This is a genomic window from Nocardioides mesophilus (assembly GCF_014395785.1).
Taxonomy (GTDB): Bacteria; Actinomycetota; Actinomycetes; order Propionibacteriales; family Nocardioidaceae; genus Nocardioides_B; species Nocardioides_B mesophilus.
In genome coordinates, this window is record NZ_CP060713.1 from 3,057,690 (window position 1) to 3,078,931 (window position 21,242).

Genomic DNA, 21,242 nt, shown 5'->3' on the forward strand with positions numbered 1-21,242 from the left:
CGCCCTCGATCTCAGTCTGGGTCACGCCTGAGGAACATCCATGCCGCAGCGGCGACGAACACGGCGGTGTACCCGAACAGCGCTGCGCCGCTCGCCAGGACCGTGCTCAGCTGCTCGAAGGCCGGATAGGTGAGCGTCGTCGCCACGCCGGACGGAGTCCAGTGGCTGAGGCCGGGTTGCCTGAGCACCACAGGCAGGACGCCCTCGCCGACGAAGTACCAGAGCAGCAGAGCGGTGAGTGCGAGCGCCGTACCGCGGGTGAGCATGCCGAGGGCAGCGGCGAGCATCCCGAACAGGGCCCCCGCCCACACCGCCGCGGCCAGGCCGAACCAGGCCGCAGCGCCACCGGCATCGAGGGGCACCCCGTCGATCCGGGCGGTCACGAGCACCGCCGTGATCGAGGCAGCCATCCCGAGCCCGGTCATGACCGCTCCGTAGCCACCCATCACCACGGCCTTCGAGATGAGCACGTCGGTGCGATGCGGCGTCGAGAGCAGCGTCGTCCGGATCGTGTGGTGCTGGAACTCACCTGCGCTGGCGAGGATCGCGACCACAGCGACCAGGAACCAGATCGGCGCTGTCACCGCGCGACCCGCTTGGTCGATGTCCAGCGGGGTCCCGGCTGGCTGCATGAGGACGCCGCTGACGCCGATGGCGCCCGAGAAGACGGTCCCCATGACCAGGAGGAGTGCGGGAAGGCGGAGCGTCCGGAGCTTGAGGTACTCGGAGGCGAGAGTCGCGCGCATCAGGAGTGTCCCTTCTGGACGAGCTCGAGGAAGAGGTCCTCAAGCGAGGTGGCGCCGCCCTCGGTGATGAGGTCGCGCATGGGGCCGTCGGCGATGAGCCGGCCGTGGTCGATGACGACGACGTCGTCGACGGTCTGGGCCAGCTCGGCGAGCTGGTGGCTCGAGACCAGGACGGTCCGGCCCTCGTCGGCGAGGTCTCGCAGCAGGGTCCGCAGCCAGCGAACCCCCATGGGGTCGAGCCCGTTCGCTGGCTCGTCGAGCACGAGGATGGGGGGATCGCCGAGCAGGGCGGCGGCGAGGCCCAGCCGCTGACGCATGCCCATCGAGTAGCCGCTGACCCTTCGGTGGGCCGCGTCGCTCATCCCGACGAGCTCCAAGACCTCCTCGACTCGTCGGTCGGAGATGTTGCCGGCAGCGGCCAGGACCCCCAGCGCGTCTCTGCCTCGCCGTCTCGGGTGGAAGACGTCGGGGTCGAGGAGCGCCCCGACGAGTCTGGTCGGGTTGCGGAGCTCGACGTAACGGTGTCCCTCGATCCGCGCCGTGCCGGACGTCGGCCGGGTGACGCCCAGCAGCATCCTCAGCGTGGTCGACTTTCCGGCACCGTTGGCGCCGACGAATCCGGTGATGGACCCGGCCCCGAGGGAGAAGCTGAGGTCGTCGACGGCGCGCACCGCGCCGTAGTGCTTGGTGAGCCGGTCGATGGTGATGCTGGACATGGGTTTCCTCTCATCCCGGTCGGTCTGGCCTGATCTCCATGCTGGTCACCGCGTCAGCTCACTGCGTCCGCCACAGGGACGCACTTGGACTGCTCCTCCGGTCCCAGTCCGTACTCCTCGGGGAGTACGGAGGTGTCGCCGCCGGAGGGAGGACGAGCCTGGCCGGCGTGCGGGATGATCGACCGACGGTGCGGATGATGTTGGTTCGGGAGGAGCGGATGGACTTCCTCAGAAAGGCGCTGCTTCCCGTCGGTTGTGCGTTGCTTCAGACGGTGTCTGTAGGGACCGGGCTGCCCGATCGGTCGCCGGGCAGCGCGGCGGTCGCCGCCTTGCTGGGGATCGCGTCAGGACTGGCGCTGTTCGCGCGGGCCAGAGCTCCCTTCATTGCGCTGGCCGCCACGGTGGTCGGCTACGTGGCGCAGCTGCTGGTGGGAGGACCGGCGCTCCCTGTCGCGGTCTCGGTCATGGTGTTCGTCGTGGGTCGCGGGTACACCATCGAGGGAAGCTCGCCGGAGCACTCGCCGACCTGGCGTGCCGGGGCGCTGCTCGGGGCGCTGCTCGGGGTTGTAGCCCCGCTGCAAGTGGCCGGTCTGGGATTTGAGGCCGCAGCCTACGGCCTCATGTGCTCGGTGTCCGGAGCCGCTGGACTGCTCGTGGCTCTCAAGTCCGGCCGCGACCAGCAGCGGCGCACCGAGCTCGTGATGGCCGAGCGACTGCGCATCGCGCGAGAGCTGCACGACGTGGTCGGCCACGGCATGGGGGCTATCACCGTGCAGGCGGGCGCGGCGAGAATGGCAGTCGCTGTCGGCGCGTTGGACGACGCCACCGCGTCCCTCCGCGACATCGAGGCAGCAGGCCGCAGCGTCCTCCGGGAGGTGAGGTGGCTGGTCACCTTGTTGCGCGAGGAGGAGCATCACGGGCTGCGCGACCTGCCGGACCTGGTCGGCAACGCGCGCCGCTCGGGCCTGGACGTGACCCTGGAGGTGGACGGCGACCTCGGCGATGTCCCGGCCGCCGCCGGCGAGGCGGCGTACCGCATCGTGCAGGAAGCCCTCACCAACGTGCTGCGGCACGCACCCGGTAAGGAGGCCGAGGTCGCGGTCAGGGTCGCCGACACGCTGGAGCTCGAGATTCTCGACCGGGGCGAGGCCGTCGGTCCGGCCTCTGACGTCGAGGAGGGAAACGGGCTGCGCGGCATGCGTGAACGAGCCGTGTCGGCCGGGGGCGTGCTGTCCGCCGGGCGCACTTCGACCGGTCGCTGGGCGGTCCACGCCGAGCTGCCGTTGGGACGGTCGTGATGACGATCCGTGTCGGCATCGCCGATGACCAGGCGATGATCCGCAACGGCTTTCGTCTGCAGGTGCAGTACACCGATGACCTGGAGCTGGTGGGGGAGGCGTCGAACGGCGAGCAGGCCGTCGCCCTCGCCAGGTCGCAGGCGCCCGACGTGCTGCTGATGGATGTCCGGATGCCGGTCATGGACGGGATAGAGGCGACCCGGCGGATCAGCGCCGACCCGGAGCTGGCCGCCGTCCGGGTGCTGGTCCTCACCACATTCGACCTCGACGAGCACGTGTACGACGCCCTGCGCGCCGGAGCGAGCGGGTTCCTCCTCAAGGACACCTCCCCGGAGGACCTCCACCGGGCGGTCCAGGTCGTCGCCGAAGGCGGCTCGCTGATCAGTCCCCAGGTCACCCGGCGGCTGGTCGCACAGTTCTGCTCACGCGCACCCGCCGCGCGGGGGACGGAGCCTCTCACGGGGCACCTCACGGAGCGTGAGGTCGAGGTCCTCCGGCTCGTGGCGCGAGGGCTCTCCAACGCTGAGCTCGCCCGCGAGCTCACGCTGAGCCCGTTGACGACCAAGACCCATGTCAGCCGGATCCTGACCAAGCTCGGCCTGCGCGATCGGGCACAGCTCGTGGTGGCGGCCTACGAGAGCGGCCTCGTCACCCCGGGCGACTCCACTCCCTGAGCCTTGACAGAGGGCGCAATTGTGCTGGGGTTGTCTTGTGAGGACGGTAGGCAACATCCTGTGGCTGGTGCTGGCCGGATTCTGGCTCGCCATCGGCTACGTCATAGCCGGCTTGCTGGCATTCGTGCTCATCGTCACGATCCCGTTCGGCATCGCGTCCTTCCGACTGGCGAGCTTCGTCCTCTGGCCCTTCGGTCGCACGGCGACCTGGCGACGCGATGCGGGCCTGTGGTCGGTGATCGGCAACATCGTGTGGATCATCTTCTTCGGTTGGGAACTGGCCCTGATCCACCTGTTCGCAGGCGCGCTTCTGATGATCACCATCATCGGGATCCCGTTCGGCGTCGCCTGCTGGAAGATGATCCCTTTGTCATTGGTGCCCCTCGGACGCGAGATCGTGCCGATCTCCAGCGTGGCCAAGGACCCGTACGGCATACCCGCTTGAACGAGGCGGACGTGCACTCCAGCGCGCCGCCACCCGAGCGGCGTGTCGACGATGACCAGGAAGGGCCGCCACTGCGACGCCACTCCCGGGTTGGCCCACCTGAGCCATGGTCACCCTGAGCCGTGGCCGGTCATGCTGAAACCGCTTGTGGCTTCGGCAACCAGCAGAGGAGTCAAGAATGCGTACACCAGCTGTCTTCGCCGCACTCCTGCTGACGGGAACGGTCATGTCCCCGGTCGCCGCGTCAGCGGATGCGACCTATCACTCGACGCACATCGTGCTGTCCCCGTCCCCTGGCACCTCCGGCGGCTCCGGCTTCGTGGAGAACATCCATGCCAACGGGCCCAACATCTTTGCCCATGAGCAGTACCACCTCCAGCACGCGACCGCAGACACCTCGTACACGGTCACGCTGCACATCTACGGACCGGACACCACCTGCTCCGCGGCGTTGCCCCAGGACGTGGAAGCCGCGACTTTGACGACCAACGCAGCCGGCAACGCGTCCGGCAGGCATGTCTTCAGCCCCCAGGATGCCGCCGTGCTGCCCAAGGGGGTCCCGCTCGGGGTCATCTGGACGATGAGCGCAGGCGCGGACCAGACCTACACCTCCAGCTGCCAGACGATCATCTTGGACTGACCGTTCACGCAGGGGCTGTGGTGGCGGTTTCCACCAGCGCCAGCGCCGCGTCCGACAGCTGCGGCCGCTGCCGCCAGATCGCCGTGAGCGGACGCCGGAGCCCGAGACGGGCGACACGGACCGCGACCAGCTTCCCTGACGCCAACTCCGCTGCAAGGGCGGTCGTGGACAGCACCACCGGCCCCATCCCTGCCAGAGCCGCCGACTTCAGGGCCGTGTTCGAAGCCATCTCGAGACCGGGATTCAGGGGGTGCCCTCTTCGTTTCAGTGCCTGTTCCAACGTCTCCCGGGTCCCGGATCCCGGCTCTCGGACCATGAGCGGGGCCTGGCCGACCTCGGCCGCGCTCACCACGCGGCCAGGCTCGGCCCACGGATGGTCCGGATGCACCGCGACCACCAACCGGTCCCACGCGATGCGATGACGCTCCAGGGCCGGTGGGAGCGTCACAGACTCGACGAACCCGACGTCCACCTCTCCGCTTGTCACGAGCTCGGCCACCCTGGCGGATTTCTGCACCAGCAGGGTCACCGTGATGTTCGGGTGGTGCTGCCTCAGCCGGCCGACCCACTGCGGCGCGTGATGCTCGGCGATCGTCATGCTCACGGCCGCGCGCACCGACGGGCGATGCGCGCCCCGCAGAACCTCCAATGACCGGCTGAAGTCGTCGGCACTCTCGAGCAGCTTCGTGGCCCAGTCGACCACCACCTGGCCCGTGGGGGTCAACGAGCTCCCGGTGCTGCTGCGCTCCAGCAGAGGCAGCCGCAGGCTTCTCTCCAGAGCCGACATGCGCCGGCTCACCGTTGGCTGCGAGAAGCCCAGCTGGGCAGCCGCCCTGCCGATGCTTCCCTGCTCTGCCACGAGGACGAGCACACGAAGGTCTTCCAGGTTCAGCGGCGCGGCCATGCGTCAAGCGTATGACCCCTTGCCCGTGTGCCGGCTACCGGATGTTCGTCATCCACCGCAGTCTGAGGGCATGGACATCGAGCCGCTGTCACTCGGTCGCCGGAGCGTCCGCTTCGGTCTGGAGGCGTTCCGGCCCCTCGCGCCGGGCGTGGCGGTCACTGTGATGGGAGTTGCCGCTGCTCTCGTCGGCCATCGCATCCTCCCCTCCCTGGGAACGCTCACCTGGGCTGTGCTGCTGGGGCCGTCGCGGCGAACTCGGGCGCGCTGCCGGCACGGACGCGGTCGGGACTGAAGTTCGCCACCAAACGCTTTCTGCGGATCGGCGTCGTGCTGCTCGGCTTCTCGCTCTCGCTGGTCTCCATCGGTGCGCTGGGCGCCCCGATGATCGCCCTGGTCGTGATCACTCTCCTCTCCACGCTCCTCGCCACCACCTGGCTCGGGCAGAAGATCGGGCTCGGGCCGGCTCGCAGCCTCCTCATCGGCACCGGGTTCGCGATCTGCGGTGCCTCCGCCATCGCGGCCATGGAGGAGAACGCAGGAGCGGATGACGACGACGTAGCCGTGGCCATCGCGATGGTGACGCTCTGTGGCACCGCGGCAATGGTGATCCTGCCGCTCCTCCAGGCTCCGCTCGGGCTCACGGACGAGCAGTACGGAGCCTGGGCAGGCGCGAGCGTCCATGAGGTCGGCCAGGTCGTCGCTGCTGCCGGTCCGGCGGGAGCAGCGGCCGTTGCCGTGGCCATCGTGGTCAAGCTGACCCGCGTGCTGCTCCTGGCACCCGTCGTCGCCGGCGTCAGCGTGCGTCGCAGGATGCGCTCGGAGTCCGCCAGGACCGAGACGGCGAGCCGCCCTCCGATCGTTCCCGCGTTCGTTCTCGGGTTTCTGGCCTGCGTCGTCCTTCGAAGCGCCGGACTCGTGCCTGACCCGCTTCTGCCTCTGCTGGAGGCGCTGCAGACCGCGACCCTCGCCGCAGCTCTCTTCGGCATGGGAACCGGCGTGCACCTGCGCAGCCTGGCGCGCAACACTGGCCCAGCCCTTGTACTCTCGGTCCTCTCCACCCTGCTGGTGGCCGGGATCGCGCTGGCCGGAGTCTCCATCCTCCTCTGAACGAACTCCACCTCCAGGAGACACCTTGAAGCTTCTTCTCACCTCCGGGGGCGTGACGAACGCCAGCATCCGCGACGCGCTCGTCGAGCTCCTCGGCAAGCCGATAGCCGAATCCACGGCGCTGTGCATCCCCACTGCGCAGTACGGGCATCCCATGGTCGGCCCGGGGGTGAGGGCGTGGCAGTTCATCAGCGGCAACTCCCAGAACCCGATGGTCGACCTGGGCTGGAAGTCCGTCGGCGTGCTGAAGCTGACCGCGCTGCCCAGCATCGACAAGGAGCAGTGGGTGCCGTTGGTCCGGGAGGCCGATGCCCTCCTCGTCGCGGGCGGCGACGTCCTCTACCTGTGTCACTGGATGCGCGAGTCCGGGCTGGCGGACCTGCTGCCGTCGCTGAACGAGACCGTCTGGGTGGGACTCAGCGCGGGCAGCATGGTGATGACCCCCGTTGTCGGGGACGACTTCATCCAGTGGCGGCCGCCCACCGGCGATGACACCACGCTGGGCGTCGTCGACTTCTCGATCTGCCCGCACCTGGCCGCCGACGGGATGCCGGGCAACCCCATGGCCGAGGCGGAGCAGTGGGCGGCCGGCATCCCGAACGCGGCGTACGCGATGGACGACCAGACGGCGATCACGGTGGTCAACGGGGAGGTCCACTTCGTGTCCGAAGGGCACTGGGAGCAGCTCCGGACCCTGAGCTCTGGACCGGACCAGGCGTAGCTGCCCAGCAGCAGAATGGAGTCGTCCTCGCACGGAAGAGGGGGTCGTCGCCATGGTGTCGACAGTCGATCTGACCTATCCGTTCAAGGGCCGCTGGCTGACCCAGAACAGCCCCGCGAACCGAGTTCCCAGTCACGGCACCACCTTGCTGGCGACGTCCTTCGCGATCGACTTCGTCCCGGTCGACGAGGCAGGGCGCACGGCACCCATCACGTTCGGGTCGCTCCTGCGCCCCGAACCAGCGGAGCGGTTCCCGGGGTTCGGCCGCCCCATCTTCGCCCCCGTTGAAGGCGTGGTCGTCGGCGTGCATGACACGGCGGCCGATCACGCCGCCTTCCGCGGGCTGCCGTCCGTCGGCTATGCCCTCACCCAGCGCCGCCGGGCCGCAGCGGGTTGGGTGGCGTTGGCCGGCAACCACGTGATGATCGAGACGCACCACGGCCCAGTGGTCGCGCTGTGCCACCTGCAGCGCGGCAGCGTCCAGGTGCGGCCTGGTCACAGCGTTCGGGCGGGCGAGACGCTGGGGCGTTGCGGCAACTCCGGCAACAGCACCGAGCCCCATGTCCACGTTCAGGCCATCGACCGGCTGGAGGTGCTGCACGCCGCGGCCGTGCCCATCACCTTCGAGGGCCGGCTGCCCAGGAACGGCGACATCATCGAGGCGGGGTAGGGGCACCTCTCCCCGCTGCCAGGCCATCGCGCGTCCAGGGTGGGCGGCGATGCCCGCCGCGGCGCGGTAACTACGATCGTCGGATGAGCGCGAACCTCGTCACGAAGCAGCTTGCCGGCGGGCACGCTCACCGCACCCTGTTCGAGTCCCTGGACCTGACCGTGGCGCCCGGAGACGTGGTCGGCGTGGTCGGCGCCAACGGCGCGGGCAAGACCACGTTGTTGCGGATCCTCGCCGGCGACCTCGATCCGCTCGACGGCTCCGTCTCGACCGCACCCAACGACGCCTTCGTCGGCTGGCTTCCCCAGGAGCACGAGCGGGTCGAGGGCGAGACCCTCCTGCAGTACGTCGGCCGACGTACGGGGGCTGCTGCGGCCACCGAGGCCATGGAACGGGCCGCGGCCGCGTTGGGTGACGGCGATGGGTCGCCCGCCACAGGTGACGCGTACGCGCACGCCCTCGACCACTGGCTGGCCAGCGGTGCACCGGACCTCGACGAGAGACTCCCGCCGGTGATGGCCGAGCTCGGTCTCGACGTCGGCACGGACGCCTTGATGACCTCGCTGTCCGGTGGGCAGGCGGCCCGAGCAGCGCTGGCCGCGCTGATCCTGAGCCGCTTCGACATCGTGCTGCTCGACGAGCCCACCAACGACCTCGACCTCGCCGGACTCGAGCGCCTGGAGGGTTTCGTGCGCGGGCTCCGCTCCGGAGTGGTCCTGGTCTCCCACGACCGCGAGTTCCTCTCCCGGGTCGTGACCCGCATCGTCGAGCTCGACCTGGCCCAGCAGCAGGTCGCGGTCTACGACGGTGGCTATGACGCGTTCCTCGAGGAGCGGGCGGTTGCCCGGCGGCACGCCCGTGAGGCCTACGAGGAGTACTCCGACAAGAAGGAGGACCTGGTCAGCCGCGCCCGCACCCAGCGGGAGTGGAGCTCCCAGGGCGTCCGCAACGCGATCAAGAAGGCCCCGGACAACGACAAGATCCGCCGCAAGGCGAGCGTGGAGTCCTCGGAGAAGCAGGCACAGAAGGTCCGCCAGATGGAGTCCCGGATCGCCCGCCTGGTGGAGGTCGACGAGCCCCGCAAGGAGTGGGCACTCCGCTTCACGATCGGCAGCGCCCCCCGCTCCAGCTCGGTCGTCGCCACGCTCGACGCGGCCACCGCGACCCTCGGCGGCTTCACGTTCGGTCCGGCCTCGCTGCAGGTCAGCGCAGGTGACCGGATCGGCGTCACCGGTCCCAACGGTGCCGGCAAGACGACGCTGCTGCGGCTCCTGCTCGGACGGCTCACGCCGGAGACCGGAAGAGCCAGCCTGGGCGCCTCGGTCGCGGTCGGTGAGATCGACCAGGCCCGCACCGGACTGGCCGAGGAGCTCCCCCTCGGGGACGCCTTCGAGACGGCGATGCCGCAGATGGCTCCGGCCGACGTCCGGACGCTCCTGGCGAAGTTCGGCCTCAAGGCTGACCAGGTGACCAGCCTGGTCGGCCGGCTCTCACCGGGGGAGCGGACGCGTGCCGCGATGGCGCTGCTGCAGGCCCGCGGAGTGAACCTGCTCGTCCTCGACGAGCCCACCAACCACCTGGACCTCCCGGCGATCGAGCAACTCGAGGAGGCGCTGGAGTCCTACGAGGGAGCCCTGCTGCTCGTCTCGCACGACCGGCGGCTGCTGGACAACGTCCGGCTCGACCAGCGCTGGCACGTCCGCGACGGTCAGGTCAGCACCGAGCAGTAGGGCTGACCCATGGCTCCGGGGAGCACCGTTCCGGACGCCGTCGCGCCGCGATCCGCAGCATCGCGGACTCGTGCAGCCTCTACAGCTGGATCCCGCGGGTCAGGGCACCGTCGACCACGAGGTTGGTGCCGCTGATCCGGCTGGCGACGGGGCTGGCCAGGAACACCACCGGTGCGGCGATCTCCGCCGGCGTGCCCATGTGACCGGTCGGGTTGAGCTCGACCGCGGTCTTGAAGAAGTCCGGGTCGCCGCCCTCGATGCTCTGCCAGACGCCGCCCTCGAAGTAGGTGTTGCCGGGGGAGACGGTGTTGGCCCGGATCCCCTGCGGGGCCAGCTGCATCGCGAGGCCGTGGATGTAGCCGATGATCGCGGTCTTCGCCGTCCCGTAGGGCCCGGACGCGAAGTCGGACTCACGTCCGGACACGCTGGAGATCGCGATGATCGAGGCGGCCTGGCTCTGCTCCAGGTGCGGCATGGCCGCCTTGACCAGGCGGACGGTGTGCATGACGTCCACGTTGAGGCTGAGCTCCCAGTTCTCCTCCGTGTCGGGGATGGCCAGCGCGCTGACGTTGGCCACCACGACGTCGAGGCCGCCGAAGGACGCGGCCGACTCGTCCACCCACGCGGCGAGCGCCGCGGCGTCTGCCACGTCGACCGTGGAGCCGGTGACGTTGCCGCGATCGCTCAACGCCTCCTGGGTCGCGGCCACCTCCTCGGAGCTGCGGGCGCAGAACCCGACCACCGCCCCCTCGTCGAGGAAGGCCTCCACCACCGCGCGGCCGATGCCCCGGGTGCCGCCGGTGACGAGGACGCGGGTTCCGTTGAGCTGCAGGTCCATGGGTGCTGCCTTTCGTGGAAGGGGTGCTGCGGGTCAGAGTGTCCCGAGGGAGCGGGCACGGGCCCGCATCTCCGCGTGGATACCGCCGAAGGCCTCCGCGGGGGGAGCAGCCGCTTGGCCGCCTTGACCACCACGCTGTAGTTGGCGTCGACGACGTTGGCGACCGGGACCTGCGCGATCTGCGAGCACAGCTGGTAGGCGTCCATCACGTGCAGGCCGCACATCTCGCTCACCCAGTGCACGAGCTCGGCGTTGCCGATCCGCCAGGAGTCCTCCATCGGCCGGCTCGACCCGATCGCCATGATGTGGGTGTCGGTCTCGATCCGCGGCCAGCCAGGGGCGTGGCCCTTGACGAGGTCGACGATCAGGGTGGTCGTCATCGCCCCCTCCACGGCGGTGCCGCAGGCCTCGCCCTCGCCCTGGCGGTAGTGCCCGTCGCCCACCGAGAACATCGCCCCCTCGACATTGACCCCGAGGTACGCCGTGGCCCCGGCGCGCATCTCGGGGCTGTCCATGTTGCCGCCGAATCGGTCAGGCACCAGCGACGAGCGCACCTCGCCCCCGGCCGGGGCGACGCCCACGGTGCCGAGCATCGGCTCCACCGGCAGCTCGACGCGGTGATCGCTGTGCCGGGCGGTGAAGGCGACCGTGTTGCGGTCGCGGTCGAGCTCGTAGATCCAGGTGGTGTCCGGCAGCGCCGGCTGGAGGTTGACCGTACGGTCGGTGCCGGTCATCCCGCCGAAGAGCGGGATCGCCGCGGAGGCGGCCCAGTCCCGCGCCGGCACGAGGTCGACCAGATGGAGCACGAGGGTGTCACCGGGCTCGGCGCCCTCGACGTAGAAGGGTCCGGTCTGCGGGTTGACGAACCGCAGGTCGACCTTCGCGCTGGACAGGTCCTCGACGCTGCGCAGTGCCCCACCGAACGCGTCGTCGGACCACAGCCGCAGCGCGGTGCCGGGCTTGACCCTCATCTGAGGCGGCACGCCGCCGAACGTGTAGGCGTACTGCTCGCGGGTGGGGGTGAACTCGATCAGCTCCATCGTCGAAAACTACCTCAGTCCTGGCGTAGGCGAACGTGGTCACGGCGCAGGTCTTCCACCCGCGAGACACCGAGCAGTGCAAGGGTGGAGGCGATCTCCTGCTGCAGGATCTCGGCGGCGCGCTGCACCCCGCGTTCGCCCCCTGCCATCAGGCCGTAGAGGTAGGCGCGGCCGACGAGCGCCGCCCGGGCCCCGAGCGCGACGGCGGCGACGATGTCGCTCCCGGAGAGGATGCCGCCGTCGACGTACACCTCCGCCTTGTCCCCGACGGCGTCCACGATCGAGGGCAACACCTCCAGCGGGACCGGTGCCCGGTCCAGCTGGCGTCCGCCGTGGTTGGACACGACCAGCGCGTCGGCACCGGCGTCGACCACCGCCAACGCGTCGGCGACGGTCTGGATGCCCTTGACGACCAGGGGTCCGTCCCACAGCTCCCGCAGCCAGACCACGTCGGCCATCGTGGCGGCCGGATCGAACATCGAACCGACCAGCTCCGCGACGGTTCCCTCGAACCGGCGCAGCGAGGCGAACTCGAGCGGCTCCGTGGTCAGCAGGTCCAGCCACCACGCCGGGTGCAGGGAACCCTCCGCGAAGGTCCTGAGCGAGAGCGTGGGCGGGATCGTCAGGCCGTTGCGCACGTCGCGCAGCCGGGGGCCGGCCACAGGCGTGTCGACGGTGAGCATCAGCGCCTCGTAGCCGGTGGCCTGCGCCCGTTCGACGAAGTCGCGGCTGGCCTCCCGGTCACGCCACAGGTAGAGCTGGAACCACCGACGGACGTCGGGTGCCGCGGCGGCGAGCTGCTCGATCGAGGTGGTGCCCATCGTGGACAGCGCGTAGGGGACACCAGCGCGCGCCGCCACGCGACCGACCGCAGGCTCGCCCTCGGTGTGCATCATCCGGGTGAAGCCGGTGGGGGCGAAGATCCACGGCGCCGCGGACGGCTTGCCGAGGATCGGCGTGGACGTGTCGACTGCGGAGACGTCCTGCAGCACCCGTGGTGAGAACTCGATGCGGGAGTAGGCCTCGCGGGAGCGCGACAGGCTCAGCTCCTCGCCGGCGGCGCCGTCGGTGTAGTCGAAGACGGCGCGCGGAGCACGCCGCCTGGCCAGCCGGCGCAGGTCTGCGATCGAGGCCGCCCGGGCCAGCCTCCGGTCCGTTGCGCTGAGCCGGACCGGAGCGGGACGCAGGATCTCCTGCAGCTCGGACCAGCGGGGGCGGTGTCGCGTCGTCATCGGGACGCCCGAGTCCGGTTGTCGCGCACAGGTCCTTCCTGCGCATCCGGGTCGAACGCTTCACGCATCCTCAGGTCCTCCGACGCCGCCCGGCAGCATGCCGTGATGCGCACCCGGCCCGTCACCGCGCCGACCACGAGCAGGACGAGGAAGAGCGCTGCCAGGACTCCCAGGACGACGGGCACGATCTGCTCCCTTCCCACCAGTCCGGCGTCGGACTGCGATCCGAACCTATTCTCCTATGACCCGAGCAGCTCGGTGAGGGCGTCGTTGATGAACGCCGTGTCGACGGGGTTGACGCCACCGCCGGCGAAGTGACCCCACACTCCCGGGATCACCCGCAGCTCGGCATTCGGGATGTGAGCCACGGCGTACTCCTCGTCCTCCGGGGGAAGTACAGGTCCTTCTCGCCGGGCATGACGATCATCTTGGCCTTGATCGAGGCCAAGGCACGCTCGTGGTCCCCGTCGAAGCCAGGGGTGTTGCCGATGTTGCCGTTCTGCCACGTCCAGGCCATCGCGAGGAGGTTGTTGGCGTCCTTGACGAGAAAGAAGCCTTCCCAGAAGCCGATGAGGAAGTCCTCGAGCGACGCGTAGTCGAAGGGAGCCTGCGCGTAGAGCTTCTGCCAGTAGAAGGCCTGCGAGAGACCCCACCCGGCGTAGACGCGTCCCACCGCGCGCAGGCCCTTGACCGGTTCGTTCGTGTAGAGCCCGTCCTGCCAGGCCGCGTCCGTGTAGATGGCGTACTTCACTGCCTCGAGGAACACGATGTTGTGCTCCGAGGTCTTCGACGAGCCGCAGAAGGGCAGGGCGCGCTCGACCATGTCCGGGTAGCTGACCGCCCACTGGTAGGTCTGGCCGGCGCCCATCGACCAGCCGGTGACGAGGGCCAGCTTCTCGATGCCGAACTGCTCGGTGACCAGACGGTGCTGCTGCTCGACCTGGTCGTAGAACGTGACGTGGGGGAATCGGGGGCCGTCGTGCGGGGCCGGGGTGTTGCTGGGGGAGGACGACAGCCCGTTGCCCAGCATGTTGGGGACGATGATGAAGTACTTGGCGGGGTCGAGGGCCATGCCCTCGCCGATCAGCCACTCGTTGTCCGGGTGCTGACCGGAGTACCAGGTCGGGTACACGATCGCGTTGGACTTGTCCTCGTTCAGAGTTCCGTAGGTCTTGTACGCGAGCTTCGCGTCCCGGAGCGTCTGTCCGGTGCTCAGGCGGACGTCGTCCAGCTCGAAGATGTCGTAATCCATGGTGCGGCTCCTGTTGCTTGGGGGAGGGTGCGCAGCATCCGTCCGTGCGCTGACTCTTCACACACCTTCGTCAGCGCACGCAACGATCAAGGGTCGCGAGGTCCCGCGTCAAGAGACTGACCGGGGTTGCCTGTGACGTGGTGGCTGCGCAGCGAGCGCCGAGGTCTCCTTCGCCCGCCGTACGGACGCCGAGCACCGGGGCACGATGCTGGAGCTGCTCTTCGACCTCCAACGACAGCTGCGACGGTTCGCCGGGACGGTGCTCATCGGCGCGGACGGTTGGCGGCTGGCCCGTCCTGCTCCTCGGGCTGCTGGTCACCGTGTGCCTCTGGTGATGGTGGTCTACGAACCGGTGCGCCACCAGGAGGCGCGCTCCCGGCTGAGGGGTGAGTGGCACGAGCCTCCGCGTATCCAGGAGGAGGACCTGCCGCTCGACGTGGCGCTCAACTGACGGGCGGCCGTATGAGCCGGCGCTGGGTGGGGCCATCGCCGTCCGGGGCACGACGCACGAAGAGCCCCGACCGCGGTGCGGTCGGGGCTCTTCGTGGGAAATCAGGAGACGCGGACGTTCTCAGCCTGCGGGCCCTTGGGGCCGGCGGTGACGTCGAACTCGACCTTCTGGTTCTCGTCGAGCGACTTGTAGCCGCCGGACTGGATAGCGGAGTAGTGGACGAACACGTCCTCACCGCCGCCGTCCTGCGCGATGAAGCCGAAACCCTTTTCGGCGTTGAACCACTTGACGGTTCCCTGAGCCATGTTCGTTTCCTTCGTTCGTGCCGGGGGCATTGTGCCCACGAGCTGCTGAAGACATCCACCTGTGCTGATGTCCAGCGAACCGAAGACCAGGAGTACGAGATACGAGCCGCGACATCTTGTGCGGCCAGGACGACTTGCAGAGTCATCCCTTCAACAGATCCCACCATAGGGCATCAGGGGCCTGTTCCGCGCATCGGCGAGATCTGCACGAGCCAGCCGCACGACGACGGGCTTCCCGAATCTGCGTGCGTGCCCGATTCGTGGGCTATTGGTGTGGTCCATATGGGTCATTTCCGTGGGCCGGGTCGTGACAAGCCGATGAGGGGACGGCACGCTGCGACCTCCAGAGCGGGTCAGGGGGACCCGCGTCACTCAAGGGGGGTACATCTTCATGAGCGTGACCAGACGTGCGGCACTCGCCACGAGCGCCGCGATCGGCGCCATCCTTCTCACCGCCGCACCGAGCCTGGCGCACGAGTGCGTCAACCCGGACAAGCAGGCCGGAGCCGGAGCCCAGATCATCATCAACGACGTGACCGGGCAGGTGACATTCGCCAATCCGGGGATCGAGAAGCGGTTCACCAGCGGCGTCACGTCCGAAGAGACCTTCCGTGGCCTGATCGGCTTGGACTTCGACGGGGACGGGACGGTCGAGATCACCACGTGGATCGTCGGCAAGACCGGAGAGATTCCGATGCAGGCGCAGCTGGCAGGAGCCGCCTGTCACGGGGTCCTGAACTTCGAGGACTACTTCGCCTGCATGGAGGCCGAGTTTCCGTCCTGAGCGGCAGGCTCCCCGTGCACCGTTCCGCCGGCCACGACACCTCGTGGCCGGCGGGCGGTTCCGGCTGCGTGCGCCCTGGCATCAAGAGTCCGCGGAGTCGAGGTCGGCGGTGAAGTGCTCCGCGAAGCGCCGCACCCCGTCCCACTCGGTGTACACGTAGTCGCGGGAGACATCGGTGCCCAGGTTCCCGGGCTTGTCGCCGGCGATCTTCTTCATCATGTGCCGCTTGACGAAGCCGTAGTGGGTGTAGAGCAGCGCTCCTCCGAAGAGGGCCACCTTGCCGGGTCTCCACCCGGTCTCCTGCTCGAACTGCTCGACGTAGCCCTCGGCCTCGGCGGTGTCGCCGTGCGCGGCGAGGCTCACCGAGAAGAACGCTGACGGCTTACGGTCCAGCACGTCGTGGTTCTTGCGGACGAAGTCGACGATGTGCTTGTCGTGCTTTCCCATGTGGATCGAAGCGCCGACCATCACAGCGTCGTAGCCGTCGAGGACCGGGTCGGCTGCCTCCTTGACGTCCGTCATCGTGACGTCGTGACCGTGACCGCGGAGGAGATCGGCGATGAAGTCGGCGATCTTCGCGGTCTGGCCCTCGGTGCTGCCGTAGGTGAGGAAGATCGTGCCCACGTGTGGCTCCTTTCGGGACCGGGTGCTCGATCCGGGCCCCAGGCTCGCTGGTGGCATGGTCGCGTCGACTGCGCCATCGCAGCACCGCGTCCGGTGGCTGCCCCAGAGGCGAACGTCCCCGGGGTCGCCATCCGGGTCGGGTTCAAGTCCGACGCGATCTGCCGCCGCCTCGCATGCCCGACAATCCGCATGGTCACCCGCGAGCGACCGCGGCGTCGCACAATGGGCGGGTGACGACGGACGTCCCCGCGCCCGAGGCACCTGCCGGTCCCGGACCGCTGGTGCGGGAACGGCTGGTCCCTCGCGTCCTCGCCACCCCGCAGGCAGGGCTGTGCGTGATCAGGGCTCCGCTGGGGTACGGCGCGACGACGCTGCTCGCACAGGTCGCCCATCGCAGTCACGCCCCGGTCGCCTGGGTGTCGATGTCGTCGGCCGAGACGACTCCCGACCGGTTCCGGCGCCGGCTCCTGAACGCGCTCCGCCGGGCCGGGGTCGACGTACGCCGGAGCGAGGCGACGGGTCAGGACGGGTTCGCAACGCCGTCACTGCTGGACGCCGTGCACGATGCCGGCGACCTGCTCGTCGTCGTGGACGACCTCGACGTCCGGCTCCACGAGCGGGTGGTGCCTGAGCTGCTGGACTTCGTCCAAGGTCAGCCGCTGCGCTGCCGCACGCTGGTGCGCACCCGGCACGGCACCCTGCCGGGCACCCAGCGGCTCCTCACCAGCGGTCGACTGCGGGTGCTCACCGAACGGGATCTAGCCCTCGAGCCGGCGGAGGCCGATGCGCTGCTGGCAGCCGTGGCGCCCACCCTGTCGCCGGAGCGGGCCCGCGCCCTCGTCGAGGTGGCCGAGGGCTGGCTCGCCGCTCTCACCGTCGGCCTGCAGGTGCTGGAGGCCGACGAGGAGGACCCGGCTGCGTGGCTGCTCGGCCCCGGTCTCGACGTGCTCTTCAAGACGGAGCTGGCCCGGCTCGAGCCGGACGAGCGGGACCTCCTGGTGCGGACCAGCGTGCTGGACGAGCTGGTGCCCGACGCCTGTAACGCACTGCGCGGGAAGCGCGACAGCCACACGGTCCTCGCCCGCCTCGAGGAGCAGTCGACCCTCGTCGCCCGGTCGCGCGGCACCACCGAGACGTACCGCGCACACCTGCTGTTCGCGGAGTACCTCCGCCGGGAGCTCAGCCGCCAGGGCCGTGACGCCGTGGCCGGAGCGCATTGCGCGGCGGCCGAGTGGTACCTCACCCAGGGGCAGGCGGAGCAGGCGATCCAGCACTTCCACGAGGCCGGCGACCTGGCGCGGGCCATGGCGGTGCTGGAGCAGCACCTCGCGCCGCTGCTCGACGCCGGTCGCGCGGATGCGGTCCGGCGGTGGTACGCGTCGACGCCGGGCCCACTCGTCGGTGACCGACACATCCACGAGCTCGGCATCGCCTGGTCCGCGCTCCTGTCCGGCGACGCGACGGCGGCTGCCGATGCCCTGCTCGTCGTCGAGGCGTCGGTCGCCGAGCTGCAGGCCGCGGCGGGCGAGGTGTCGGAGGACCCCGGCTCGGTCACCGTCTCCGGCCCGGCGTGGCTGGAGGCAGAGGCTCGCTTCCTCCGGGCCTTTCTCGACGTCTGGATCGGCCACCCCGACCGGGCCGTGCGAGAGGTCGACCTGGCGCGGGAGTTCTTCGGCGACTCGTGGGTCCGCGGGGTGCACCAGAGCGCTGCGATGCTGGCGGTCCGGGCACGGATCTGGGTCGGACGGCATCAGGAGGCGAGGCGGATCCTGGCCGAGGTGGCCCGTCGGCCGCGCACCCACGAGTACTTCCGGCAGGCCGCCATCCCGTCGCTCACGGCGATGGTCGCCGCGGGCGAGGGCCGGGCGCACCGGGCGCAGCACCTCGCGGAACAGGCGATCTCCTGGCTGCGGACGGACCCGTACGTCCCCTACGGCGACCTGGACGCCCGCCTCGCTCTCAGTGGCGCGCTGCTCGATCAGGACCGGATCGACGAGTCCGAGCAGGAGGCCGTGACAGTGGTGCAGCGCGCGACCGGGATCGGGCACGTGAGCTACCAGGTGCTCGGAGGCCTGCGTGTGGCTGAGTGCTGCTCGGCGCGGGGGAGGACGAGCGAGGCGTGGGACACGCTCGACGACGTGCGGGTCATGCTCCGGCGGGTCGCTCCCGGCTCCGAGCTCCGGGGTGCGGCGGACGCGCTCGAGGCCCGGCTGCGGGTCGAGAACGGTGATCCCGTCCGCGCCCAGCGCCTGCTGCGCCGGCTGCCCGAGAGCGCGTCGCGCGACCTGCTGGTCGCCCGGTTGGAGCGGCCCGACCTTCGCAGGCCCGCCTTGCGGCTCGCGCAACGTATCCGGCCCACCACGCCGCGTGAGGCGGTCGACCTCGGCGTCCTGCTCGCGCTGTGCCACCTGCGCGGCCGTCCGGGCGAGGCGGACGTGCGCCTGCTGGCCGCGGGCGAGCTGGCCTACGAGCTCGGGATGCACCGTGCCCTGTGCGGCTGGCCGGAGGAGATCCAGGTGCTCACCGAGCGGTTGGCCCGCGACGAGGCGTCGGAGGCTCTCGCCCGGCTCCTGTCGGTGGCGAGGACGCCGAGAGAGGGCACCCGGACGTCGGGTGCATCGCACCTGAGCAGTGGCGAGCTGGACCTGCTGAGGCTGCTCCCCACCGTGTCAGGCAACACCGAGCTCGCCGAGACGCTCGGGGTGTCGGTGAACACCGTCAAGACCCGGCTGAGACGGCTCTACGCCAAGCTCGAGGTGCCCAACCGCTACGAAGCGGCCGCCGGGCGCAGGAGGAGGGGCTGCTGAAGCAGATGTGAGTGCGACGGTCAGGCGACCCGCGTCGCGCGATAGGCCGCCAGTGCGGAGAAGTCGGCTTCGGTGCGGTCGGCGTACGCGATCGCGAAGTCGGCGACTGCATGGTCGAACTCCTCCGACGTCCCGAGGTAGCCGCTCACCACGGCGGGGTCGCCGGCACGGGCGTGTGCCCGGGCGAGGACGGCACCGCAGAGCCGTCCGTAGACCGTCAACCGGTCGACGTCGAAGGCCTCGAGGTCGAAACCGCCCTTCAGGTCGCGAAGCTGGCGCACGTAGTAGTCGCGGCGCGGTGGGATCGTGCCGCGGGCCCAGCCGAGAAACGGGTCTCCGGTGGCCTGCATGAGCCGCTGCCCGACGACGACCCGCTGCCCCTCGTGGCGGACGTCCGGCTCGGTGAGGTACGGCGTCAGCACGGACCGGCCGGCCTGCTTGACCTGGAGCAGCAGCATGTCGCCGTCGCCGGACTCCAGCAGCATCACCAGGGCTCGCGTGCCGACGCTGCCGACGCCGACGACCTTCTGCGCCAGCCCGACCAGGGCAAAGCGCCGGAGCAGCACCTGTGCGTCGTCGCGCAGGCTCTCGAGGTACTGCGTGTGCAGTGCGGCCGCCCGCCGAAAGACAGCCGGCTGGGCATCGGGGTCCACCGGCACGAGCAGCGGTGGCTTGTGGCGGAACCGGTGTCGCCCGTCCACCACCTCGGTCAGCTTCTGCACCGCCACATCGCCGCTGTTGCGACGGGACGCCTTGGACGCGCTCCTTGCTTCGTCGCGGAGGCTGGTGGCCCGCAGCCGCTCGACGAGGTCGTCCACATCGACCCGGGCGTACCAGACCTGCAGCGGCGCCATCGCCGCCAACGAGCCCACGGTGGTGCGGTACGACGCGACCGTGGCTGCGGCCGCCCGCCGCAACCGTTTGGCCTTCGCCCCGGTCGCCCGGCCCGCCACCACCACGCTCGCAGCCAGCCGCTTGACGTCCCACTCGAACGGACCCGGCCACGTCTCGTCGAAGTCGTTGAGGTCGAAGACCAGCCGCCGGTCGGGCGCGGCGAACATCCCGAAGTTGGCCACGTGCGCGTCGCCACACAGCTGCACCTCGATCGAGCTGGTCGGGGTCCGGGCCAGGTCGTGGGCCATGACGGTGGCTGCGCCGCGAAGAAATGCGAAGGGCGAGGCGGTCATCCGCTCGTAGCGCAGGGGGACCAGCTCCGGTTCTCGCTCGTCCTCCTGGGCCCGGAGCAGCCCCACCGGGTCCCGCCCCTCCGGTGCGATCGGCAGCTCCGCATGCGCCGACAAGGGTGCCTCCGCGCGTCTGGCCTCGCCAGACGCACGGCGCTCGGAGCGGCTACGGCGCTTCTCCATGAGCCGGGTCGGCTCCGCCTCGGCACTGTCGGGGACGGCGGTTCGGTTCACGGGTCGCTCCTGTCCGGTGGTTGTCCGATGGAGGGATCGTGGCAACCGGATCGTTCGACGGGCACCCGATGTCACCCTCAGGGTGACAGGGGCCGGACACCGAAGGGCGACGGCTCCTAGCTTCGGGTCACCGGCACCACCGACCCGATGACCGGAGGCGAGCACCATGTCTGACCGCGCCGCTCCCGAGGCAGGCGCGTCGCGCCTGCTGCCCAAGGCGCGACTCGAAGCCTTCTCCGACGGAGTCTTCGCGATCGTCGTCACGCTGCTCGTGCTCGAGCTCGACGTGCCGAAGGCGGAAGAACCACTGCTCCCCGCGCTGGCGGACAGCTGGCCCGCCTACCTGGGGTACTTCGTCAGCTTCACGTTCATCGGCGGCGCGTGGATCGCGCACAGCAACATGACCCGCTTCATCAAGTGCGTCGACGCATCCTTCATGCGGCTCAACCTGCTGCTGCTCCTGTTCGTGTCGTTCCTGCCATTCACCACCAACCTGCTCGCCGTGCATCTCAACGACGCCGAGGAGGGCGGGGCCGTGGTGATCTTCGGCACGAACCTCACGCTCGCTGCGCTGCTGGTCAACTCACTGGTGGCGTACGCCGCCCGCACCCCCGGGCTCGCCGCCGACGACGTGGCCGAGGAGGAGCTGCAGGTGTTCGCGAAGGAACGGCGGGCAGCCCTCCTGCTGCAGGCGGTCGCGACCGTCGTCGGGCTCTTCCTTCCGGTCATCGCCGTGATGGTCTTCCTGGCCATCTCCGTGCTGCTGCTGGTCGACCCGTTGTGGCGGGCCAGGAGGCGCAAGAGCGAGCACGCACGAACGGCGGCACAGAAGTGACCTCG

Annotated in this window: 24 protein-coding genes; 12 read left to right on the top strand and 12 right to left on the bottom strand. The window is 69.9% G+C overall.

Features of this window, described 5'->3' with window-relative positions; all coding sequences use genetic code 11:
• Positions 1 to 11 precede the first annotated feature (11 nt).
• The gene (locus H9L09_RS14810) at positions 12 to 746 is read right to left on the bottom strand and encodes an ABC transporter permease subunit (RefSeq protein ID WP_187577642.1); all 735 of its coding nucleotides are present in this window, start codon (positions 744 to 746) and stop codon (positions 12 to 14) included.
• Complete coding sequence (locus H9L09_RS14815) at positions 746 to 1,462, bottom strand: ABC transporter ATP-binding protein (RefSeq protein ID WP_187577644.1); 717 nt, start codon at positions 1,460 to 1,462, stop codon at positions 746 to 748. Before H9L09_RS14815 ends, H9L09_RS14810 begins: the two co-directional genes overlap by 1 nt.
• Before the next feature lie 218 nt (positions 1,463 to 1,680).
• On the opposite strand from H9L09_RS14815, the gene H9L09_RS14820 reads away from it, so the two are divergent.
• The 4 genes from H9L09_RS14820 to H9L09_RS14835 all read left to right on the top strand — a co-directional run bounded on the left by H9L09_RS14820 (position 1,681) and on the right by H9L09_RS14835 (position 4,519).
• Positions 1,681 to 2,760, top strand: a complete 1,080-nt coding sequence (locus tag H9L09_RS14820; protein ID WP_187577645.1) for a sensor histidine kinase — start codon at positions 1,681 to 1,683, stop codon at positions 2,758 to 2,760.
• The gene (locus tag H9L09_RS14825; protein ID WP_187577647.1) at positions 2,760 to 3,434 is read left to right on the top strand and encodes a response regulator; all 675 of its coding nucleotides are present in this window, start codon (positions 2,760 to 2,762) and stop codon (positions 3,432 to 3,434) included. The genes H9L09_RS14820 and H9L09_RS14825 overlap by 1 nt, the downstream gene beginning before the upstream one ends.
• Positions 3,435 to 3,501: 67 nt before the next feature.
• Entirely contained in the window at positions 3,502 to 3,879 is a 378-nt protein-coding gene (locus H9L09_RS14830) for a YccF domain-containing protein (protein ID WP_246456041.1), read from the top strand.
• A 178-nt stretch (positions 3,880 to 4,057) separates the two neighbouring features.
• The gene (locus H9L09_RS14835) at positions 4,058 to 4,519 is read left to right on the top strand and encodes a hypothetical protein (RefSeq protein WP_187577650.1); all 462 of its coding nucleotides are present in this window, start codon (positions 4,058 to 4,060) and stop codon (positions 4,517 to 4,519) included.
• 4 nt (positions 4,520 to 4,523) lie between these two features.
• On the opposite strand, the gene H9L09_RS14840 is transcribed toward H9L09_RS14835, so the two are convergent.
• Positions 4,524 to 5,423: a LysR family transcriptional regulator gene (locus H9L09_RS14840; protein ID WP_187577651.1), complete on the bottom strand. Its 900-nt coding sequence runs from the start codon at positions 5,421 to 5,423 to the stop codon at positions 4,524 to 4,526.
• A 288-nt stretch (positions 5,424 to 5,711) separates the two neighbouring features.
• Here H9L09_RS14840 and H9L09_RS14845 point away from each other — a divergent pair, with 288 nt between their 5' ends.
• The 4 genes from H9L09_RS14845 to H9L09_RS14860 all read left to right on the top strand — a co-directional run bounded on the left by H9L09_RS14845 (position 5,712) and on the right by H9L09_RS14860 (position 9,651).
• The gene (locus H9L09_RS14845; RefSeq protein WP_246456535.1) at positions 5,712 to 6,530 is read left to right on the top strand and encodes a YeiH family protein; all 819 of its coding nucleotides are present in this window, start codon (positions 5,712 to 5,714) and stop codon (positions 6,528 to 6,530) included.
• Positions 6,531 to 6,555: 25 nt separating this feature from the next.
• Complete coding sequence (locus tag H9L09_RS14850) at positions 6,556 to 7,251, top strand: Type 1 glutamine amidotransferase-like domain-containing protein (RefSeq protein ID WP_187577652.1); 696 nt, start codon at positions 6,556 to 6,558, stop codon at positions 7,249 to 7,251.
• 52 nt (positions 7,252 to 7,303) lie between these two features.
• Entirely contained in the window at positions 7,304 to 7,921 is a 618-nt protein-coding gene (locus H9L09_RS14855; protein WP_187577654.1) for a M23 family metallopeptidase, read from the top strand.
• 83 nt (positions 7,922 to 8,004) lie between these two features.
• On the top strand, positions 8,005 to 9,651 hold the full coding sequence (locus tag H9L09_RS14860; protein WP_187577655.1) for an ABC-F family ATP-binding cassette domain-containing protein: 1,647 nt from the start codon (positions 8,005 to 8,007) through the stop codon (positions 9,649 to 9,651).
• Between the two features lie 79 nt (positions 9,652 to 9,730).
• On the opposite strand, the gene H9L09_RS14865 is transcribed toward H9L09_RS14860, so the two are convergent.
• The 6 genes from H9L09_RS14865 to H9L09_RS14885 are packed head-to-tail and all read right to left on the bottom strand — an operon-like array spanning position 9,731 to position 14,013.
• Entirely contained in the window at positions 9,731 to 10,423 is a 693-nt protein-coding gene (locus tag H9L09_RS14865) for an SDR family NAD(P)-dependent oxidoreductase (RefSeq protein WP_246456043.1), read from the bottom strand.
• Entirely contained in the window at positions 10,336 to 11,529 is a 1,194-nt protein-coding gene (locus H9L09_RS14870) for an acetamidase/formamidase family protein (protein ID WP_246456045.1), read from the bottom strand. Before H9L09_RS14870 ends, H9L09_RS14865 begins: the two co-directional genes overlap by 88 nt.
• 14 nt (positions 11,530 to 11,543) lie before the next feature.
• Positions 11,544 to 12,761 (bottom strand): alpha-hydroxy acid oxidase, encoded by a 1,218-nt coding sequence (locus tag H9L09_RS14875; RefSeq protein ID WP_187577657.1) that lies wholly within the window; start codon positions 12,759 to 12,761, stop codon positions 11,544 to 11,546.
• The gene (locus tag H9L09_RS14880; RefSeq protein WP_187577658.1) at positions 12,758 to 12,946 is read right to left on the bottom strand and encodes a hypothetical protein; all 189 of its coding nucleotides are present in this window, start codon (positions 12,944 to 12,946) and stop codon (positions 12,758 to 12,760) included. Before H9L09_RS14880 ends, H9L09_RS14875 begins: the two co-directional genes overlap by 4 nt.
• A gap of 54 nt (positions 12,947 to 13,000) precedes the next feature.
• Entirely contained in the window at positions 13,001 to 13,129 is a 129-nt protein-coding gene (locus tag H9L09_RS22500; RefSeq protein WP_281390753.1) for a hypothetical protein, read from the bottom strand.
• Complete coding sequence (locus tag H9L09_RS14885) at positions 13,096 to 14,013, bottom strand: alpha/beta fold hydrolase (RefSeq protein WP_223164064.1); 918 nt, start codon at positions 14,011 to 14,013, stop codon at positions 13,096 to 13,098. Before H9L09_RS14885 ends, H9L09_RS22500 begins: the two co-directional genes overlap by 34 nt.
• Before the next feature lie 205 nt (positions 14,014 to 14,218).
• On the opposite strand from H9L09_RS14885, the gene H9L09_RS14890 reads away from it, so the two are divergent.
• Complete coding sequence (locus H9L09_RS14890; protein ID WP_187577659.1) at positions 14,219 to 14,464, top strand: hypothetical protein; 246 nt, start codon at positions 14,219 to 14,221, stop codon at positions 14,462 to 14,464.
• 101 nt (positions 14,465 to 14,565) lie between these two features.
• Here the strand turns inward: H9L09_RS14890 and H9L09_RS14895 are convergent, their stop codons facing one another.
• Positions 14,566 to 14,769 (bottom strand): cold-shock protein, encoded by a 204-nt coding sequence (locus tag H9L09_RS14895; protein WP_187577660.1) that lies wholly within the window; start codon positions 14,767 to 14,769, stop codon positions 14,566 to 14,568.
• A gap of 397 nt (positions 14,770 to 15,166) precedes the next feature.
• Between H9L09_RS14895 and H9L09_RS14900 the strand changes: the two genes are divergently transcribed.
• Entirely contained in the window at positions 15,167 to 15,553 is a 387-nt protein-coding gene (locus tag H9L09_RS14900; RefSeq protein ID WP_187577661.1) for a hypothetical protein, read from the top strand.
• Between the two features lie 81 nt (positions 15,554 to 15,634).
• Here H9L09_RS14900 and H9L09_RS14905 read toward each other — a convergent pair whose 3' ends face one another.
• On the bottom strand, positions 15,635 to 16,177 hold the full coding sequence (locus H9L09_RS14905; protein WP_187577662.1) for a flavodoxin domain-containing protein: 543 nt from the start codon (positions 16,175 to 16,177) through the stop codon (positions 15,635 to 15,637).
• 230 nt (positions 16,178 to 16,407) lie between these two features.
• Between H9L09_RS14905 and H9L09_RS14910 the strand changes: the two genes are divergently transcribed.
• Complete coding sequence (locus H9L09_RS14910) at positions 16,408 to 18,984, top strand: winged helix-turn-helix domain-containing protein (RefSeq protein WP_187577663.1); 2,577 nt, start codon at positions 16,408 to 16,410, stop codon at positions 18,982 to 18,984.
• A 20-nt stretch (positions 18,985 to 19,004) separates the two neighbouring features.
• On the opposite strand, the gene H9L09_RS14915 is transcribed toward H9L09_RS14910, so the two are convergent.
• The gene (locus tag H9L09_RS14915) at positions 19,005 to 20,402 is read right to left on the bottom strand and encodes a DUF2252 domain-containing protein (protein WP_223164065.1); all 1,398 of its coding nucleotides are present in this window, start codon (positions 20,400 to 20,402) and stop codon (positions 19,005 to 19,007) included.
• Positions 20,403 to 20,568: 166 nt separating this feature from the next.
• On the opposite strand from H9L09_RS14915, the gene H9L09_RS14920 reads away from it, so the two are divergent.
• Entirely contained in the window at positions 20,569 to 21,237 is a 669-nt protein-coding gene (locus H9L09_RS14920) for a TMEM175 family protein (RefSeq protein WP_187577664.1), read from the top strand.
• Positions 21,238 to 21,242 lie beyond the last annotated feature (5 nt).